The organism is Metabacillus sp. GQ13 (assembly GCF_059758525.1).
In genome coordinates this window covers 155,265-174,667 of record NZ_JCAXET010000002.1, presented here as the reverse complement: position 1 = coordinate 174,667, position 19,403 = coordinate 155,265, and the positions used below count along the sequence as shown (strand labels likewise).

Below are 19,403 nucleotides of genomic sequence, written 5' to 3'. Positions count from 1 at the left end.
TAACTTTCCTACTTAAACAATAACCGATATTATGTAAGCGGTAAACAAAATTCCAATTAAAATTCCAAATGTATTTAACTTTCAATATCTTCTGATATCTTGTTGAATTTTATACCACCACCTCACTTCAACATGATCTCCTTTATTGTGAAGTTTCTTATATTCACAATCCTAATTTCAAAAAAAAAAAAAAACAAAAACCTTTCCTGATGTCAAAAATGACTGCATAAGAAAAGGTCATGTCTCTATATTAGTTAGGAATCTTGATTGTTAAAGGTTAACCTGTTTGTTATTCCTTAATAAGGTCGTAATATGCCATGCTCCCTAAAATAAATGCACCCATTCCATGTAAATCATTTTCAGAAGTAGGGCGGTCCACATAGTAATCATAAACTCCAGCCGAAGTTCCAATACAAATTCCACCTAAAGTAAGTGTTGATTCCTTTTCTTCCACCATGTGTTCTAACAATCCTTTGTATGCCTTATCTACCACTGAACGATAGGAATCATCTACATAGCCATGTTGAATTCCTTTCGAAATGAAATAGAGGAACAATGCAGAGCAAGAAGATTCTAACCAATTGTCTTCGAGATCCCCTTTATCCACAATCTGATACCATAATCCCGTTTTCTCATTTTGGAAGTTAACAATTGCTGGAATAAAGCTTTGAAGCGATTTAATTAAATCCTCTTGTCCTCGCTTTCTATCCCCTAAAATCTCTAATAAGTCAACCAACGCTGTGCCGTACCAGCCGACAGAACGTCCCCAAAATTCTGGTGAACAGCCTGTTTCAGGATTCGCCCATGGTTGAACCTGCTTCTCATCCCATGCATGGTAAAGCAGACCCGTTTTCTCGTCCATCATATGTTTTCTCATTAGCTTTTCTTGCAAAAGTACTGTTTGAATTAATTCTTCTTCATGGAAATGCTGGCTATAAAGAAGCATGAACGGTCCGCCCATAAAGAGACCATCTAACCACATCTGATTTGGGTATTTTTCTTTATGCCAGAAACCATTTTCTGATGTTCTGTTAAGCGTATCTAAAGCACTTCTTAACCGCTTAGCCGCAATCATATATCGTGGATCTTTTGTTTCTTCGTATAATGGGAACAACAGTATTCCTGCCATTGTTGAGTCAAGCTCATCCCTCGCAAAGCGCACATTTCCATACTCATCAATTAAATGATCGAAATAGGCTTTAATATACTCAAAATATTCTTTTTTGCCTGTTGCTTGGTAGACTCTATACATTCCATATAGAAATACTCCTTGATGGTAATGGAAATCATTTACTGGTGGCAGTTCCTCTGCACGAAAGGTTTGCATCAAAGCTTGACATGCCTTCTCCGCCATTACCAATGGAGTTTCAGTTGCGATTTTTTCAGTTGTATTTCCCATTGTCCATTCCCCTTTTCTTGAAAGTTTAGGATTTTCATTTCACTTATATTGAGATGGATGTTAGTAAACCAAAACCCAATTTGTTTTCTCCCATATGAACTGACAGTAAAACCCCTAATAATTGGATTTAACTGCAAAAATATACCGATATTCTGTAATTTTTTCAAGGATTCATTCAGTCGGGACGACGCCCCCACTGAATGAACTTTACTTTAGCTGTTATTTATTGGCTGTTTTCGCAAAGATTGTTGTTTTTCGTAATAAGTAAATCTTACGAATTCAGCATATCTTCGTGCTCTTTTTTTTAAATGACTCTGATATCCCTCTAGAGAACACTTCAATTTATATCATAAAAATCCAAAAGCCGATTTTTTATAAGTACTAGAGCAACAAACTTATAGAAAAGAGCCTATTTATTAAAGGTCTCATCATATTTCACTTTTGAATCTTCCATTGCTTTTGCCCATTCATCTAGGAATTCTTTGGCTGTCTTTTCGCCGCTCATTACCTGTTGGATTCCAGGATCTACTATATTATCAAGAACAGAACGATAATCTGGTAGATAGAATGGTGGTTCATAAAGTTTTGTTTCAGGGTTTTCATAAACTTCAAATGCTACCTTGATATGCTGAGCATTTTGTACCCACTCATCATCCAATACTTCAGAGTTTGTTGGGATTTGACCAGTAGACTCATTCCACAAGCTTTGTGATTCTACAGAGTTAACAAACTCGACAAATTTCCAAGCAGCATCAGGATTTTCAGATCCCTTAAAAATTGCCACATTGACAGCGTTTCCACCCTCAGCAACAAATTTTCCATCCTCTGTCTTAGGCAGTGGAATGGTCTTAAATGTACCTTCTTCTAATGACTTCTTATGCTCACCATAAGATCCAACATTGTGGTGGACCATTGCAACAACACCAGTATCAAAGCCTGCGACCATTTCCTTATAACCGTTTGTGATATCACTCTTTGGAGTGAACTTTTCATAGAAGGACAGATATTTTTCAACGAATTCCACATGTTTAGGGTTATTGATATTTACAGTGCCATCTTCACCAAAGTAATCTAAACCGCTATAAGCAAACATTAAACGTTGTAGCTGGAAGGATCCGCCTGCACCACCGCGGATTGTATATCCATAACGACTATTTTCCTTGTCCGTCATTTTTTCAATCGCTGCAAAGAACTCATCAAATGTTTCTGGTTCTTTTACTCCTTCTTCCTCAAACCAATCTGTACGAATCCAGATTGTATCTAAGTTTTGGGCATATGGAATACCATAAAGTTTGCCATCTTGTGTGATTTTCTTATTAAAATCAATCGCGTTTGAGTTGATTTTATCCTTTAATTCAGAGCTCTCGAAATACTCATCGAGAGGAAGTAATGCTTCACGAATTGCAAATTCTGGCAGCCATGTTGTTTGAACAGACCCGACGTCCGGAATATCATTTGCCGCAATGGCTGCATCGTATTTAGATTTTGCCGACTTATTTGGAATTCCAACATACTCAACGTCAATACTTGGGTTAGCGTCTTCGAACTGTTTAATGACTTCTTCCCATAGAGGTGTACGCTCAGGACTTGCATTCTCATCCCAAAACGTAATCTTTACTGGATCATCTGAATTACCGCCTGATTCTTTTGGCGTCGAAGCTGTTTCACCACCGCTGCATCCAGCAAGTAGCATTCCTGAAACCATTGAAAGTGCTAAAACAGAATTTGTCCATTTCCTCTTATTCATAAACATAATGTTGCCCCCCTTAAAATTTTACTGAATATGTTTTTTATAAAATTAGCCTTTGACAGCCCCACCCATGCCATTGACAAGGTGCTTCTGTGCGTAGGCAAATAAGATAACTGCAGGAATTAAAGCAATTACACTTCCAGCTGCCAATGCTCCATAGTTGACGTTAAATTCTCCCATCATTGAACCTAATCCGACAGGAAGTGTGAACCTGGATTGCTGATTGGTCAGCATTAATGCTAGTAAAAATTCGTTCCAAGTATAAATGAACGTAAATACCCCTGTTGCTACAATCCCTGGAAGAAGTAATGGAAAGAGCACGTGTCGCAAGGATTGCAATTTTGAACATCCATCAATCATAGCGGCTTCTTCCAATTCCTTTGGTATATTTGAGATAAATCCGGCCATTAGAATCGTAGTAAAAGGAATCTCAACTGCTGTATACGTAATGATTAGTGAAAGTGGATGACTAATTAATCCTAAATTCTTAAAGATGATAAACAATGGAATGATCATCATCGCCCGAGGGATGAACTGAGTACACAATAGCATCAGCATAAAACTTTTTTTCCCTTTGAATTGGTATCTGGAAAGAGCGTATCCAGATAATGTTGAGCAAATAAGAACAATGATAACCGTAAAAAAACCAACGATTAAACTATTTTTAAAAAATGTCGCAAATCCAATATTGGTCCAGGCGAATACAAAGTTTTCAACCGTTGGATTAGATGGTATGTATTGCAACGGACGCTTGATAATATCCCCTTCCGGTTTCATTGCTGTATTAATTGTCCAGTAGATTGGGAACATGGTAAAACTAAGCATCATCGTTAAGGGTAGATATAGTGTTAAGAGTTTGTCTAGTTTTTTATTTTTCGAAAACATCCGTCAAATCACTCCTTTTCATAACGGGATAGTTTCAAATAAAGGATCGCAAAGATTAATAGAATACCAAATGAAACAACCGTTAATGCTGAACCATAACCGAAATTACTACCATGTACAGCTAAATCAGCAATATACATAGTTAGTGTAGTGGTGGAATGTGCAGGGCCACCGCCTGTTAAGTTGAAAATTAGGTCGACGTTATTAAACTCCCAAACAACCCTTAGTAAAGTTGTTAAGACAATCGTATTTTTTAATTGTGGCAGAGTGACATAAATAAATGTTTTCCATCTACTCGCACCATCCACTCGAGCTGCTTCATATAATTCGTTCGGAATACTTTGCAAGGAAGCTAATAGAGTAATCGCAAAGAAAGGAATCCCCCTCCATAATTCAGCGATTATCACGGCTCCAAAAGCGGTTGATGTGCTTGCTAGGAATGCCATCGGTTCATTAATTAGTCCAATTTTCATTAGTAAGTCATTGATTACTCCCATATGTTCATTGAACATCATTGACCACATGACTGAAGCAAGGACTCCTGAGACGGCCCATGGAATAAAGGCAAGCGCTCGTGCTAGCCCCCTAAACTTAAAGGTTTGATTCAGTAATAAAGCCATAATCATACCAAACGTTAATTGAAGGCCCACTTCTGATACAACCCATTTCAAACTATTGATTAAACTTGGGACAAACATTTCGTCTTGTGTAAAGATCTTGACAAAATTATCAAAACCCGCAAAGCCATTGTAGTAAGGTGCAGATACGTCATAGTTTTGAAGACTATAGTAGAATACAGTCGCAATCGGGTAAAATAGAAAACCTACAATTATAAGGAATGATGGCAAAATAAAAAGATAGGGAACCCATTTTTCTTTCTTTATTTTCTTTTTATGAACCACCTTTTTACTGTCTGGAGACGTTTCGGGAAATCCTTGTGAATAACTCATTTGGTTTCCTCCCTTCTGGTTTCAATTCTAAATGTAAACGGTTTCTTTTGTAATTAAGAATTTTAAGATGATTAGTTAAAATTTTAAGATATTTTAGTACATTCACTTTTTATTGTATTTTCATTTAGGCTCTTTATTGAACCCACTAAGTGGATTTCAACGTCTAAAATAGACGCATCCGTGTACTTATCGTAAAATTATACACATTCATCTTAAAATCTTTGATTATTTCAGAAAGCGCATTCATTTAAAATAAAATGTAGAAACAAATATAGAAGAAAAAAATGATTTGGGAGGAATACTTTGAATAATAGCAACGTAAAGATTGATGATTCAAAGCCGATTAAATTATCTCCTGCGCGGTCATGGCGAACCTACTTAGGAGGAAAACTGATAGATGAAATTCATGGCAGTGAAGATCCAAAGGATAGTCATTTTCCTGAAGAATGGATGATATCGATTGTATCTAGCCGAACGTTAGATCGTGAAGAGGATGGTTTAAATAAACTGGACCTCCCTGATATGGACCTTACCTTGAAGGAAATTGTTGCTAAAAATCCCGTCGAACTTTTAGGTGAAAATCATGTAGGGAAATTCGGAAATCAGACGGGAGTCCTCGTCAAGTTAATCGATTCGGCGGAGCGTTTGATTATTCAGACCCACCCTGACAAGGAGAAGGCTAAAAAATTATTTCATTCGGCTTATGGGAAAACCGAATGCTGGCATTTTGTTGGCGGAAGAGAAATCAATGGCGAACCTCCTTATGTATACCTTGGTTTTAAACCGGGTGTAACAAAGGAACAATGGGAGGCATTATTTAGGGAACAAAATATTCAAGGTATGCTGGATTGTATGCACAAATTCTATGTGCAATCTGGAGAAACTTTTTTAATTGAGGCAGGGACTCCCCATGCGATCGGAGCGGGTTGCTTGTTAGTTGAGATTCAGGAACCTACTGACTTCACAATCCGTTTAGAAAAAACATCCCCTTCAGGATTGAAGCTAGAGGATTACTTAGTTCATCAAGGATTAGGATTTGAAAAAATGTTTGAAGTTTTCAATTACGATACTTTCACAAGGGAAGAAACACTAGAGAAATGGAAAATAGCCCCTACTACTTTAAGAACATCAGCGAGCAATAAAGAAATCGAACTAATTGGATATACACAAACACCTTGCTTTAGAATGACACTCATCGAAGTAGACAATGAGGTTGAGATTCAGGGTGATGGAGTGTTTTCAGGATTATACATCCTTTCTGGAAACGCAACGATAAATACTGGGGAAAACCGTCAGACTGTTAAAAAAGGGGATCAACTATTTATTCCAGCACAGGTTTCTAGCTTTTTAATTGAAAATAATGAGGATAAAGCGGTTAAAGCTTTGAGGTTATTTGGACCCACCTTGCTTTAAAAGGAATCGTGGCTACACTTAATATGAAAAGAAGAATTTAGAATCACTCACTTATTAGATACCCCACTATATTTAAGGATAGAAATAAGGAAAATCTTCCTAACTAGTAGAGCGCTACGTCAATCGTGGCGCTATAATCATTTGTCCAAGAGGAGCCTATCACAGCCGTGGAACGATTGAGACTTGCAGATAACGATCAAGTCGCAGAACAATGGAAGGACCAATATAAAGGGTGGCTTGTGAAACAAAGTTGTTAACATGCAAGAGGTAGTACCTATTTGGTAACACCTCTGTATGTTATTTCATGAAAATTTGATAAGAACGATTAGTTACGAAATGTATCCTCGTATTGCTTTTGAGCTGTTTCAATCGCGATTGCCCACTCATCAAGAAAATCCTCTACGGTATTCTTCCCACTTAAAACCTCTTGGATACCTGGATCAACAATAGTATTGAGGATTGTTCGGTATTCAGGAAGATAGAATGACGGTTCATAAAGAATCGTCTCTTGGTCATCATAGACTTGTGCAGAAATCTGAATATGCGGGGATCCATTTATCCAGTCTTCATTGAGTACATCTAAATGGGTCGGAATTTGACCTACAGTTTGATTCCATAAATTTTGTGATTCTTTTGAATTTAGGTACCTAACAAATTCCCATGCCTCATCAGGATGTTTTGTTTCTTTAAAAATACTTATCCCGATTGTATTTCCGGCTTCTGCCACGTATTGACCGTTGATTGACTTTGGCAGAGAAATAGCTTGATATTGGTCGAGATTTAACTCTTCACTATGCTCAGCATGAGAACCAATATTATGCTGGATCATCGCAGCAACCCCCGTATCGAAATTAGCTACCATTGCTTTATAATCATTCGTAATATCACTTTTAGGTGTGTACTTTTGGTACAATCCAAAGTATCTTTTTAGGAATTCAACATGCTTTTGATCATTAATCGTGCTTTTCCCATCTTTGATGTAGTTCTCAATTCCTGAATAGGCATACATCATTCTTTGTAATTGGAACGATCCACCTGCTCCTCCTCGTATTGTAAATCCATACCGCCCGTTTGATTTGTCGGTCAGCATTTCGACCGCATTGAAGAATTCGTCCCATGTTTCAGGAGTCTCTAAATCGACCTCTTTAAACCAATCTGAACGAACCCAAAGGATATCAAGGTTTTGCGTATAAGGAATTCCATATAACTTTTTATCATTTACAATTCTCTTATTATACTCAATCGTCGCTTTGTTTATTTTATCTTTTTCACGCCAATTCTCAAAATAGGAATCCAGAGGCAACAATGCATCTCGATGTGAAAATTCAGGAAGCCAACTTGTATAGACACTGGCTACATCGGGCATATCTTCAGCTGCAATCGCTGCATCAAACTTTGACTTTGCATAGTCTTTAGGAAGACCAACATACTCCACATCAATTGTTGGATTTTCTATTTCAAACCTATTAATCAATTCTTTCCAAATGGGTGTACGCTGTGGTCCCGCATTATCATCCCAAAAGGTAATCTTTACTTTCTTCCCTACCTTTTCAGCTATATGATTGGATTGAGACTCCACTCCGTTACATCCCGTTAGAAGCAAACCAATACTAATCGTCAATGCTAGTAAAGGAATTGTTACTATTAGCTGCCTTAACATGCCATTGCCTCCTTCATATTTATATTGGCTATACTTTGGAACAGTCTTTTGGTTTTCATGATAAAAATCATTTTCTTCAACTGTCAGTAAAGGATCACTTTTCCAGTTTATCAGAATAGCAATAACATAGTTCAGCTTTTGCTTGTGATTGGTAGTGGCAATGGACATGGCTTTTAAGATCACATCTTTAGGGTGTAAAAAGCTAGAATTATCTAAACAAGATAAAAGCTGCTGTTTAGCATCGTTTAAAAACCAAAATCCACTGTTGTCCCAAAGCTCTACAATTTCTTTCACATCGATTGTTTTTTGATTACATGATTGATTATCCATGTCTGGATTATTCTCTATATTGAGAGTAAGAGCTTTTTGTTGTTGTTGTTTTTCTTTTTCTTTTTCTTTTTGTCCACGTATCGTATCATGATACATGAACGTATCGTCACCTTCATCATATTCGGTAAGTGGATATGTATCATTTTCAACTAGGACGCTAACTTCCTGCACAAGATCTTGTTTACAAAAAGAATCATAAAGGCTACGAATTTCATCTTTAGAAATGGTCTCCGAAACATATGAAATAAGAGAGATATCCTCGACCTCTTTTAATTCAGAATTAATACAATCCATAACTGGTTTCCCGCCTTTATGCAGGTTATCTTTCCCCCAATTTTTGATGGCAATTTCTCTTGTTTCAGGATTGTAACGAATCAAATTATGAAACTGGATGAATCGTTCCATTAAAGAATGAACACTCTCAATCGAATAACCCAAATCAAACGCCATTTGTTTTTTCGTAATTCGATAGATTCCAATCTGAGTCGTATGTGGATTTGTAAGAAGATAGAGGTAAAAATACCGATCCTCCGGAGTCATCTCCTCTGACACAATCGGATTCTTCCAAAAATCAGTACGCACTATTCGGTATTTTGCCATTTTCAACCACTACCCTTTCTTCTAAAAATTCCTTTCTTATTCTATATAGAGAAAAATGAAAGAGAGAGTAGCGAATGATAATATGGAAATTGGATTTTTTTGTGGTATGATATTGTTTTTTCCGCTCTACCTGTCAAAATTTTAACTAATGTGCAATCTTCTCATGTAAGGAAAAATGAAAAGTCTAAGCAAAAGGCTGTTTTCGCAAAGAGTGTTTTTTTTCCGTAATAAGCACCTCTTTACGGTTTTAAGTGTGTCTTCGTGCTCTTTTCGTGAATGACTTAGCAATTTCTATTAAAAAGGCTTCTATCCTATACAAATAAAATCCAATGACCGATTTTTTTAGGCTTAATAGCAACAAACTTTTAGAAAAGAGCCTAATAAAAAACAAGAAGCTCCAAAATCCCTTATCGAATTGAAGCTTCTCACTTTAGAGGAACAAGAAAAAAGAGCCGAATTGAATCGACTCTTTGTTACTCAAGCAACCTTTTAGTTCAAAGAATACTCCACAAAAAATTCTGTTATCCTAAACAATCTGGCCTATTTTCTACCTCCATGAGACCATATCACCACTGGAATTAGTAATACGGATAAAAAAACTCCAATAAGTGATAATGTTGGAAAACTTGAACCTGCCACAATCATTCCCGACATAGCTCCTCCAGCAGCTCCTGACAAAGCAATTAAAACATCCACTGAACCTTGAGTTTTAGCCCGTGTGGCAGTTTCAGTTGAATCAACAATAAGTGCTGTCCCACTTATCAAACCAAAATTCCATCCTAATCCAAGTAATGAAAGAGCAATTACCATCAAAACCATAGAATCACCTGGTGCAAATGCTGATATTAAACCCGCCAGAAGCAATGTAGTTCCAGAAGCAATAGCCATCGCAGTACGCCCCAACTTATCAACGAGGATACCTGTAACTAGTGAAGGGAGATACATTGCACCAATATGAAATCCAATAACAAGACCTACTGCACTCAAGCCATGTCCATGATGCATCATATGAACCGGTGTCATTGTCATAATAGCTACCATTACAATTTGAGTAAGAACCATAATCGATGCACCAACGATTATACCTCTTTTATTTTCTGTATGTTCGGTTGTTGCCAAATGTCTTTTATCGATACGTTCCTGTTTGGTTGCTTCTATCATTCTAGCTATAACTAATGGATCTGGACGAAGCATTATGAAAAGGACAAGACCGGCTAAGATATATGCTACTGCTGCTAAAATAAAAGGACCAGCAAGTGATGGAACACCAATAGAAAGAGCGAAATTCCCCATCACATTCACTAAATTTGGTCCTGCAACAGCACCAAATGTTGTAAAAATCATTGTAATACTAATAGCAGTCGCTCGCTGTTTGTTACTTGCTAAATCTGTACCTGCATAACGAGCTTGTAAATTTGTTGCTGTCCCTGCACCATAAACAAGTAGGGATGTAAATAATAGAAAAACACTATTTATTATTGCTGCAATTATGATTCCTATTGCTCCAAGTCCACCAATCATAAAACCAGCTGATAGACCTGTACGACGTCCATACGCTTGCGAAAGTCTCCCAACAAATAAAGCAGCACCTGCCGACCCTAGAGTAAGTAAACCTGAAGGAAGTCCAGCAAACGCATCAGTACCGAGCATTTGTTGTGCAAGAAGTGCACCTACAGTAACTCCTGCAGCTAACCCTGCACCACCTAATATTTGTGAAATACTTACAACAAGTAATGTCCGCTTATATAACGATTTTTGTTGTTCAGAAGAATTAATGTAGGTTTGTAACCTAACAGATTGAACGTCTAACTCTTTTACATTATCTTTGTCTAACATATCTAATCTACCTTTCTAGAAAATTAATTCAATTTCTAATAAACCTCCAACTAGATTTGAATCATCATAACACGCACAAAAAAACCATACAATATTATAATTGTATGGCGAACAATATTAGGTAAGGTCGGTTAACAAACGTTTAAGGATAATCAATCCTTGTTCAAGCTCTTCAATCCTTTTAGGTGCACAGACAGAAACCCTTACAGCCCTTTCTGGACAACTATTTCCAACTACAAAACGTTCAGCCGCATACACTTGTACCCCCTGATTTGCAGCTAACTCTTCAAATTCAGCACCTGTAATCTTGCCTGGTAATAGTAGCCAACGAAAAATACCTGTCTCAACACCAAGGCACGTATAGTCTGCCAAATATCGATTGACGACTTGATTTCTGCGAATTGTTTGTTTCCGATGACCCTCAATTAAAACTTCAAATTGATTTGATACAATCGTCCGTGCTGTCAGTTCTGCTAATAGTGGGGAAACAGTTATATTTAAATTATAAAGTGCCTTTGAAATCGGCTCCTTAAACTCACTCGGCACTGCTACATAGGCAAGTCGCAACCCTGGTGCTAATGACTTCGATAAACTTGCAATATAGATGACCCGTTCTGGTGCAAATGATGCGACAGCTGGAAGTGGTTTTTTGCTCAGAAGATGGTACGATGCATCTTCAATAACGAACTGATTATACTTCTTGGCAATTGCTGCAATCATTTTCCTATTCTCAACAGACATAAAGGAGGCTGTTGGATTTTGATAATCCGGGATCAAGTAAATGCCTTTAATATTTTCATTTTTACACGCATATTCAAAGGCCATTGGACTCATTTCATAGTTCTCTGATTTTATGGGTACTATTTGCACACTAAGCATTGCTGCAACAGTTTTTAAGCCAGGGTATGTATGATGGTCAACACCAATTCGATCTCCAGGCTTACAAAGACTTGCCAATGTAGCAGCAATCGCATTTTGACCCCCATTAGCAAATAAAATGTGATCAACGGTTGTTTCAAACCCACCCCTTCGGATTAGCTTTATAGCTGCATCCTTTTGCCAGAGGCTTTCACCTGCCCGACCATAACCAAACCATTTTTCATAATCTGTCTCTTGCAGCATACTTTTTAGTTGGAGTAGCAGAGGCTCGAAAGAAGCATTATCTGGTAGTGTTGCTCCCATTTCAATTAAATGCTTCGGCTTTGTATCTTCAAGTAAATACGCATTCGATAACGCATCATACGATACAAATGTGCCACTTCCAACAGATGCACTTAACAAGCCCTTTAACTCACAAACTTTAAAAGCCTTTGAAATGGTACTTAAATTTAAATCCAGATAATCAGCCAGTTCTCTCTGTGGAGGAAGTTTTGTTCCAGGTAATAAAACTCCGTTTAAAATATCCAGTTCCAATATCCGTGCGAGTGTTTGATAAATAGGCTTTTCAAGTTTATCAATCGATGGCTTCCAGCTCATCGAATAGTTTTCAAAAGAATTAATCGGCATGATACGCATCCTTTTTCTCACAATTATATGATTGTGCGGTTTATAAAACAAATATTATATAATTATGTCTTTCAGTGAATATTATTGTAATGCTTCTTTCCACTTAATTTTTTCACAAATAGTAATAACGATGAATCCTTAATTATAACGTTTGGATCCTTAGACGTGTTTATAATACTTTTCGTTGAAGTAGAAAAAACATATAGTGAACATCTGTTAGAGAGTAATCATCTAATTCAACTTTGAAACTGTACTTAATAATTTAAATTATTAAAGAAGGATTAACGATATATAAATAAAAAAAGAGCTTCAATCCCTTATCTACCAAGGAATTGAAGCTTCTCACTCTAATGATCCGAGAGGGATTCTAACCCCCGACCCCTACCCTTTCAATGCAAAGCTGTAACAAGTGACGATTCTAGTCCGATATTCATTAAGCCCTTGCTGGTGTTTATAGTACCTTATTTGCATCCTCTATAACACGGAAAGATTGTTTAGGAAATGAGAAGGATAATATTCTCCTGTTTAACCCCCAGCACATCAGTTAAAGCCAATTTAAATGACAAAAATTATAAAATAACCTTTTTAATTTCTCGTATTCTTATCGGATCAATTGAATGTTCATAACCGGATTGAAAGCGGACACCCGTACCAAAATGTATTTCATTTATGGATACCTTTTCTAAAAATACCTTGATATTATCAATTGAAAGACCTGCCCCGGCCATGATTTCCAAATGGCTATTTTCAGTAAGATCTTTTAGTAGCTTAAGTCTTTCTACAGCATCTGCTGCACTTGCCTTTCCTCCTGAAGTGAGAATTCTTGATATTTGCGGATGTTGCTTAATGACCTCTAAAGCCGCCGTTTGATCATTTACCTCGTCAAAAGCTCGATGGAACGTAATATCTAAGTTCTCGGAAGCATCGACTAATTGTTTAAGTTTAATAGCATGAATTTGTTTGTCTGAAGATAGGACTCCGAATACGACTCCAACTGCCCCTAATTTTTTGCAAACCTTAATGTCCATGATCATGATTTCTATTTCTTCTTCAGAATAGCAAAAACCACGGCTATGCGGACGTATCATTACATTCACAGGAATACTTAAACTCTTGCAGACTCTCTCAATTACACCATAGCTTGGTGTTAACCCACCCTCTACCAATCCTGTAACTAGTTCAACCCTGTCCGCACCCGCTTCTTGAGCAATAAGAGCATCACAAAGAGTATCAGCAATAACTTCAATTATCATTTAATAATTCCACTTCCTTTTCCAGGTTCCTATAATAAATATAAATTGTACTTTTGATCTTAAACCAATAGTACCGAGAAATCTACTTCCGATAATTCCAGACTCGTATGCAAACTGCAGATTTGCTTGAAAAAGCATCTCATGATAATGGCATACAGAATTACAAACACAAACTGGAATTAGGGTTCGAGCAGGATTTTTTAAAAAACAATTTGCACTAAATATGAAAAAATTCCCCTTTCTAAATCGAAAAAGTTTGAAGCCAATTAGTCTAAAAACAAAAAAATTCAATCCCTTTGATACCAAGGAATTGAATCTTCTAACACTAATGATCCGAAAGGGATTCGAACCTCTCACCTGCAATAATAGTAAGTTCCTAAGAAATATACCTATCTAATTTATACATACATCTCTATTTTATTTTCCCTCTAATACTTCAATCACTTCTTTTAAAGTTTCAGTTGTTCCTACATTACCAGGAAAGATGATATAAGCTGAGCCAGGGAATTTGCTTTCTTCACCTGTTTTCCAGACAGGAATTCCTGGTTTAATTTGACCCGCTACTACAGCACGCTTGACTTCTAATCCGACAGTTCCAATACTTGATGATGTGATTCCACCTTTTGCAACGATGTATTTTGGACGAACCTTTAAGTCATGAACAATGCTTGTTACAGCGTCAGAAATTTTAACCGATAGCATTAATTCTTCTTCTGCTCGGTTCTCACCTAAATCTAATCTCTCTCTGCGTGTATAAAAGACTACTGATTTTCCATTCTTGATAAGTTCTTCGCAAGTCGTACGGACACGATCTACTTCTCGCTTGAATTTATCAACATCAAGCACAAGGTGGACATTAAACTCAACCCCTGTGACTAGACCGCTATCAAGTAATGCATACAATTGTTCTGTAGTCTTTTGTACATGTGAGCCAACAGCTATAATACCTCCATTTGTTGTCTCTTCTGAAACAAGCTCTCTTCTTGTTAAAAGAGGTTTATCAGAAATGTCTCCGATCACTTTCGTTAAGGCAGCTGCACTACGGCAAATAAAGGTCTTGCCCTCTTTAAGCGCCTGAAGAAAAGCTGTGACAAAAACTTCTACATCGCCGTAGTCAACTGCATTTACAACCACTTTCTTGAAGTTTGTAACTTCCATTAATTGTCCTTTTATGCCATCTATGTTTTGTGAACGAAGGTCTTCAAGACTAATATATGTTGTTTCACCTTTGGTAAAAGCCCCATTCGTTTTTTCTTCAATCCATTCACCTAAGTGAGAAGCTGTAAATCCAAAGGTCCGGTCTTTTGAAAATTCTGTTTCACCAGCAGGGACAAGTTCATCGCCATACTGAACATAGTGGATGTTATTGAACGTTAAACGTCCGCCTTCTTTAAAGAATGGAATGATAACCTCTCCATCAAATTGAGTATCAGATATTTCTTCAATACTATTTTTCATAGTTTCTGTTTCTAACGGATAATGACCACGCAATGTTGAATCGCCACGGCTAATGAGTACGTATGGAATTCCGGTTTGCAATGAGACCTCATGCACGCGTCGCGCGATATCTTGATGCACAACAGTTGTTTCTTGTGCTGTAAAACTGCGTGAGTTCGTTAACAAGAAAAAGATTTGATTTTCTTCTTGGAATCCTTGTACAATGATTTCTTTCGTCCAATCAGTATAAACGGAAACTCCATGTACGGTTTGTACTCCTGTAGGATCATCATCAAGCACGACGATTTTATGGTTCACACCGTTACGCTCGTCTTTTAGTCTATCTTTGATCTCATCACGGTTTGGTTCACAAAGATTCGCTAAAACTTCAGCTGCATTAATCGTTGCCATTCTTTATTTCTCCTCTCTAGTAACTTCGACATTTGCTAGTTTCTCATAATGATGAACAATACTTGCATGATCTAATGCTTCTTTTCCGTCTGCTTTTAAAGAATGGAAAATTTCCAAAAGCTGAGCAGATAAAGGAAGAGGAACAGCTAGCTCATGAGCTGTATTCATGACATTTGTTAAATCTTTTAAATTAATATCTACACGTCCACCTGCTTTAAAGTTTCGATCAAGGATCATCGGTATTTTCGCATCCATGACAGTACTTCCGGCAAGTCCACCGCGGATTGCTTGATACATTTTTTCAACATTAATACCAGCTTTTGAAGCAAGTACAAGTGCCTCTGAGACAGCAGCAATATTTAAGTTTACGATAATTTGATTAGCGAGTTTTGCTGTTGTTCCACACCCTGAATCACCGACAAGAACAATATCTTCCCCCATGTCACCAAGGATTTCTTTAACACTTTCAAAAACATCTTCATGACCACCAACCATAATCGCAAGTGTTCCATCAATCGCTTTTGGTTCCCCACCACTAACTGGTGCATCTAAAAAATGAACACCTTGTTTTGCTGTAAGCTCTGCCATCTCTTTAGAATCAACTGGTGATACCGAACTCATGTCAATAATCACCATTCCCTCACGTGCGCCTTCCATGACACCATTTGTACCGAAGATTGCATGGCGTACATGCTCGCCTTTCGGTAACATCGTGATGACAACATCACTTCCACTAGCAACTTCCTTTCCAGACGTTGCCGAATGCGCCCCTTCATTTACAAGTGATTCAACAGCTTTTTCATTAAGATCAAACACAGTAACCTTCTTATTGTTTTTTAAAAGATTGCGTACCATTGGTGCTCCCATAATTCCAAGTCCAATAAATCCAATATTTTTTGTCATTTTAACTCCAGCTCCTAACTATTATTCTCATTATTCAACGTTTTGTAATCTTTTAATCTCGTATATTACAATCCTGGTAAAACCCCTTGGAACATGCTTAGAATATAAACAAATACTAACGCTGTCAGCCCAGATACAAATCCGCCAATAGACCAAACTCGTAACGTTTCTGTCATCGATAAACGACCAAATTTACTTACTACCCAGAAACCAGAATCATTCGGTAAAGATAAGCCAATTCCACCAGCACAAATAGCTAGTCCTAATAGGACAGGAGATACTCCAAGTTCAACCGCCATTGGCCCCATAATCGCCGATGTTGTTACAAGGGCAACAGTTGCAGACCCAAGCGATGCGCGTAAAATTTGTGAAAATAGGAAAGCAAGTAATAAAGTTGGCATGCTTAGTCCTTGCATCATATCGATAATTAAATCGCCAATACCAGTTTCTTGAACCACTTTACCGAATGCTCCACCCGCTCCGGTAATAAGAATAACCATTCCACTTTGATTAAAAGCATCTGAAAAAATTGTTTGCGTATCTTCTTTGATAAAAGGTTTTAATGCGAACATAGCAACAATTACACTGATTAAAAGTGCCACATTCTTATCTCCAATAACGGAGAAAATTGTCGCAATAATATGCTCTGGATTATCTCTGAATAATAAATTTACAAGTGTGTTTGATAAAATCAACACGATCGGTAAAGCTAGCATCCCAAAAGAAAGAGCAGTAGAAATTTCTTTTCTTTCTGATGAATCTTGATTGTTTTCTAAATTAGTTACTTCTGATGCATGAAGACGTCCTTCATTCGTAATGCGCTTTCCAATGAACTTTCCATACAAGACACCCCCTACAAGTACACCAGGTATTGCAACAAGTAGGCCGTATAAGAAGAACACACCAATGTCTGAGCCAGTTTGGTCAGCAACAACTAATGGCCCTGGTGTTGGGATAATTAAGCTATGTGCCGTGATTAATCCAATTGCAAGAATCGTTACAAATGTAGAAAGTGAAATTTTTGTTTTAATTGATAGATTTTGAATTAATTTGTGTAAAATGATAAATGCCGCATCAAAGAATACTGGTATCGAAACAGTAATGGATGTTGCTGCCATTGCATAAGGCGACTTTTTCACACCAAATACACGAAGCATTCCAGATGCAATTTTATTAATTGCACCCGATGAAGCAAGGAATTGACCAAAGATAATGCCAAGTCCAATTAAAATACCAACACCGGCTAATGTATTACCAAATCCGGTTGCAATGATGCCAGGTACCTCTTTAACTGGAATAGATGATACAACACCAATTCCAACTGCAATAACTAAAAGTGAGATAAACGCATCCCATTTGAATTTAATAATAAGGATAAATAAGAGAATTAATGCCACAACAAATCCAATGATTAGTGCATTCCCAGTTAACATGTGATGATTCCTCCTAGAAGTATACGTTTTCAAAATAATGACAATGCTTTTATTCAACTGATTTTAAAGTCACCTTTAAGGGGTTCTTATGATTAATTACTACTTTTTCATTCTCGTAACAGCTAATCGTGAAATATTAACAGCTTCTTTCACACTACCCCCTCCAACTGCAACAACCCTTGTGTACAAAGTGTCAATAAAGGCTAGTTGGACCATACGACTAATCATCGCATCAGAGCGCTTTTCTGTTTCTTGGGCTTGGGTAAGAAGTAATATATCTGCCATCTGTGCAAGAGTTGTATCCGGGTTTGATGTAATAATCATCACTAATGCACCACTTTTCTTACTCATTTCAACTACTTCAATAATGTTTACGGTTTCACCTGAATGCGAAATAGCTATTACAACATCATCTTTGTTCATATGATTGGCATATATGGCTTGATAATGAGGGTCTTTGACAGAGAGTGTCGTCTTACCAATTCTCATAAATTTATGGGCACCATCTTCTGCAATTGTTCCAGAAAGACCTTGACCAAAGAAATATAACCGTTCAGCATTCGAAATCTGTTTTACTGCCGCTTCCATTTGCTCGATATTTAACTTCTCTCTTGTCATCGTCATAGCTGTTGAAAGTTGCTCAGAAATTTTATCAAAAACAGCACCCGAAAGATCTTTTTCCAAGATCTCACCTCGGCTAGGTCCGATAATGGAATGTGTGTTTGCATGTTCTTGGGCTAGTGCAACCTTCAACTCCTGATAACCACCATATCCAAGTTTTCTATACAAACGAACAACGCTAGGTTCACTTACATCACTTAATCTAGACAGCTCATTCATTGATAATAAGAATGGTTTTTCATGCTTTTCTAACTGTTCTACTACTTTTAGTTCAGAAGCTGTCAACGCTTCCTTTTTTTCTTTAAGTCGATTTTGAAAGCTAGGCAACCACTTCACCTCCTGAATATGTAGTAATATTACTACATTAATACCGCTTTCACAAGTATTTTTTGAAAAAAAACTACAAATATCCACTACTAAAATTACTATTTCTTACATAAAACGGTAAAACCGGTTGTTTTTTCACTAATCAACTTATAATATTAAGCGAATTATGTAATAAAACTACAATTCATAAAAGAGAGTTTGTATGATTTCTACAAAAAGTAATTTTTCTATCAGCAGCAAGGACGAATAGTACGATCGCTGCTTTTACCTGGTATTATGCTGAAACGATTGAAAGAGCCCACTTCTGGTTCTATTGAGCAGAAAAAGAACTGAAGCTTTTCCCCCAAATTGCAGATACAACTTTAGGTCCGTATTTTTTAATAGCAGCGTAACCGATTGGGATGGATTTGTTCTGTATTTATTTCTAATTGTTTTTTCAGCTAAAAACTCTTTTTAAATCCTAACAATACTTTGTGACATAACAAAAAACCTCCTCAAATGGTTTCACATTCATTCTGTGAAGTGTCCATTTAAGAAGGCTTCTGCTGGTCAAGTATTGCACTCAACCTTGTAATGGTCTGTAACGGATTCGAACCGCTGACCCCTTGCTTGTCGAGCAAATGCTCTACCAACTGAGCTAACAGACCATAGTATGAACTAACAGTGAGGGGGTAATTGAACCTGAACGA

13 protein-coding genes and 1 tRNA gene are annotated in these 19,403 nt (G+C 37.1%); 1 reads left to right on the top strand and 13 read right to left on the bottom strand.

All coding sequences use genetic code 11. The features are described 5' to 3' along the window. Nucleotides 1-289 precede the first annotated feature (289 nt). The 4 genes from AC6CHR_RS03080 to AC6CHR_RS03065 form a co-directional block, all read right to left on the bottom strand. Nucleotides 290-1,399, bottom strand: coding sequence for a glycoside hydrolase family 88/105 protein (locus AC6CHR_RS03080; RefSeq protein ID WP_498247014.1), 1,110 nt, complete (start codon nucleotides 1,397-1,399; stop codon nucleotides 290-292). 409 nt (nucleotides 1,400-1,808) lie between these two features. Then, a complete protein-coding gene (locus tag AC6CHR_RS03075; protein ID WP_498247013.1) occupies nucleotides 1,809-3,152 on the bottom strand; it encodes an ABC transporter substrate-binding protein in 1,344 nt (447 codons plus the stop codon). 45 nt (nucleotides 3,153-3,197) lie between these two features. Next, entirely contained in the window at nucleotides 3,198-4,034 is an 837-nt protein-coding gene (locus AC6CHR_RS03070; RefSeq protein ID WP_498247012.1) for a carbohydrate ABC transporter permease, read from the bottom strand. 8 nt (nucleotides 4,035-4,042) lie between these two features. Further along, complete coding sequence (locus AC6CHR_RS03065) at nucleotides 4,043-4,984, bottom strand: carbohydrate ABC transporter permease (RefSeq protein WP_498247011.1); 942 nt, start codon at nucleotides 4,982-4,984, stop codon at nucleotides 4,043-4,045. A gap of 303 nt (nucleotides 4,985-5,287) precedes the next feature. Between AC6CHR_RS03065 and AC6CHR_RS03060 the strand changes: the two genes are divergently transcribed. Next, nucleotides 5,288-6,397 (top strand): type I phosphomannose isomerase catalytic subunit, encoded by a 1,110-nt coding sequence (locus AC6CHR_RS03060; RefSeq protein WP_498247010.1) that lies wholly within the window; start codon nucleotides 5,288-5,290, stop codon nucleotides 6,395-6,397. Between the two features lie 325 nt (nucleotides 6,398-6,722). Here AC6CHR_RS03060 and AC6CHR_RS03055 read toward each other — a convergent pair whose 3' ends face one another. The 9 genes from AC6CHR_RS03055 to AC6CHR_RS03015 all read right to left on the bottom strand — a co-directional run bounded on the left by AC6CHR_RS03055 (nucleotide 6,723) and on the right by AC6CHR_RS03015 (nucleotide 19,361). Beyond that, nucleotides 6,723-8,987, bottom strand: coding sequence for an extracellular solute-binding protein (locus AC6CHR_RS03055; protein ID WP_498247009.1), 2,265 nt, complete (start codon nucleotides 8,985-8,987; stop codon nucleotides 6,723-6,725). A 540-nt stretch (nucleotides 8,988-9,527) separates the two neighbouring features. Then, nucleotides 9,528-10,823: an MFS transporter gene (locus AC6CHR_RS03050; protein WP_498247008.1), complete on the bottom strand. Its 1,296-nt coding sequence runs from the start codon at nucleotides 10,821-10,823 to the stop codon at nucleotides 9,528-9,530. 117 nt (nucleotides 10,824-10,940) lie between these two features. Next, the gene (locus AC6CHR_RS03045) at nucleotides 10,941-12,329 is read right to left on the bottom strand and encodes an aminotransferase-like domain-containing protein (RefSeq protein ID WP_498247007.1); all 1,389 of its coding nucleotides are present in this window, start codon (nucleotides 12,327-12,329) and stop codon (nucleotides 10,941-10,943) included. 569 nt (nucleotides 12,330-12,898) lie between these two features. Further along, the gene (locus AC6CHR_RS03040) at nucleotides 12,899-13,582 is read right to left on the bottom strand and encodes a copper homeostasis protein CutC (protein WP_498247006.1); all 684 of its coding nucleotides are present in this window, start codon (nucleotides 13,580-13,582) and stop codon (nucleotides 12,899-12,901) included. A 417-nt stretch (nucleotides 13,583-13,999) separates the two neighbouring features. Continuing rightward, nucleotides 14,000-15,430: a four-carbon acid sugar kinase family protein gene (locus tag AC6CHR_RS03035; RefSeq protein WP_498247005.1), complete on the bottom strand. Its 1,431-nt coding sequence runs from the start codon at nucleotides 15,428-15,430 to the stop codon at nucleotides 14,000-14,002. A gap of 3 nt (nucleotides 15,431-15,433) precedes the next feature. Next, nucleotides 15,434-16,333: a 2-hydroxy-3-oxopropionate reductase gene (gene garR, locus AC6CHR_RS03030; protein ID WP_498247004.1), complete on the bottom strand. Its 900-nt coding sequence runs from the start codon at nucleotides 16,331-16,333 to the stop codon at nucleotides 15,434-15,436. A 65-nt stretch (nucleotides 16,334-16,398) separates the two neighbouring features. After that, complete coding sequence (locus AC6CHR_RS03025) at nucleotides 16,399-17,766, bottom strand: GntP family permease (RefSeq protein WP_498247003.1); 1,368 nt, start codon at nucleotides 17,764-17,766, stop codon at nucleotides 16,399-16,401. Between the two features lie 99 nt (nucleotides 17,767-17,865). Then, nucleotides 17,866-18,714 carry a MurR/RpiR family transcriptional regulator gene (locus AC6CHR_RS03020; protein ID WP_498247002.1) on the bottom strand — a complete coding sequence of 283 codons (849 nt, stop codon included), beginning with the start codon at nucleotides 18,712-18,714 and terminating at the stop codon, nucleotides 17,866-17,868. Between the two features lie 574 nt (nucleotides 18,715-19,288). Then, nucleotides 19,289-19,361 (bottom strand) — tRNA-Val (locus AC6CHR_RS03015). Nucleotides 19,362-19,403 lie beyond the last annotated feature (42 nt).

What these genes read in the sequence shown, in the direction of transcription:
- AC6CHR_RS03040 (WP_498247006.1), bottom strand. Translation starts at nt 13,582, where the DNA reads ATGATAATTGAAGTTATTGCTGATACTCTTTGTGATGCTCTTATTGCT.
- garR (WP_498247004.1), bottom strand. Translation starts at nt 16,333, where the DNA reads ATGACAAAAAATATTGGATTTATTGGACTTGGAATTATGGGAGCACCA.
- AC6CHR_RS03035 (WP_498247005.1), bottom strand. Translation starts at nt 15,430, where the DNA reads ATGGCAACGATTAATGCAGCTGAAGTTTTAGCGAATCTTTGTGAACCA.
- AC6CHR_RS03025 (WP_498247003.1), bottom strand. Translation starts at nt 17,766, where the DNA reads ATGTTAACTGGGAATGCACTAATCATTGGATTTGTTGTGGCATTAATT.
- AC6CHR_RS03065 (WP_498247011.1), bottom strand. Translation starts at nt 4,984, where the DNA reads ATGAGTTATTCACAAGGATTTCCCGAAACGTCTCCAGACAGTAAAAAG.
- AC6CHR_RS03080 (WP_498247014.1), bottom strand. Translation starts at nt 1,399, where the DNA reads ATGGGAAATACAACTGAAAAAATCGCAACTGAAACTCCATTGGTAATG.
- AC6CHR_RS03075 (WP_498247013.1), bottom strand. Translation starts at nt 3,152, where the DNA reads ATGTTTATGAATAAGAGGAAATGGACAAATTCTGTTTTAGCACTTTCA.
- AC6CHR_RS03045 (WP_498247007.1), bottom strand. Translation starts at nt 12,329, where the DNA reads ATGCCGATTAATTCTTTTGAAAACTATTCGATGAGCTGGAAGCCATCG.
- AC6CHR_RS03070 (WP_498247012.1), bottom strand. Translation starts at nt 4,034, where the DNA reads ATGTTTTCGAAAAATAAAAAACTAGACAAACTCTTAACACTATATCTA.
- AC6CHR_RS03050 (WP_498247008.1), bottom strand. Translation starts at nt 10,823, where the DNA reads ATGTTAGACAAAGATAATGTAAAAGAGTTAGACGTTCAATCTGTTAGG.
- AC6CHR_RS03055 (WP_498247009.1), bottom strand. Translation starts at nt 8,987, where the DNA reads ATGGCAAAATACCGAATAGTGCGTACTGATTTTTGGAAGAATCCGATT.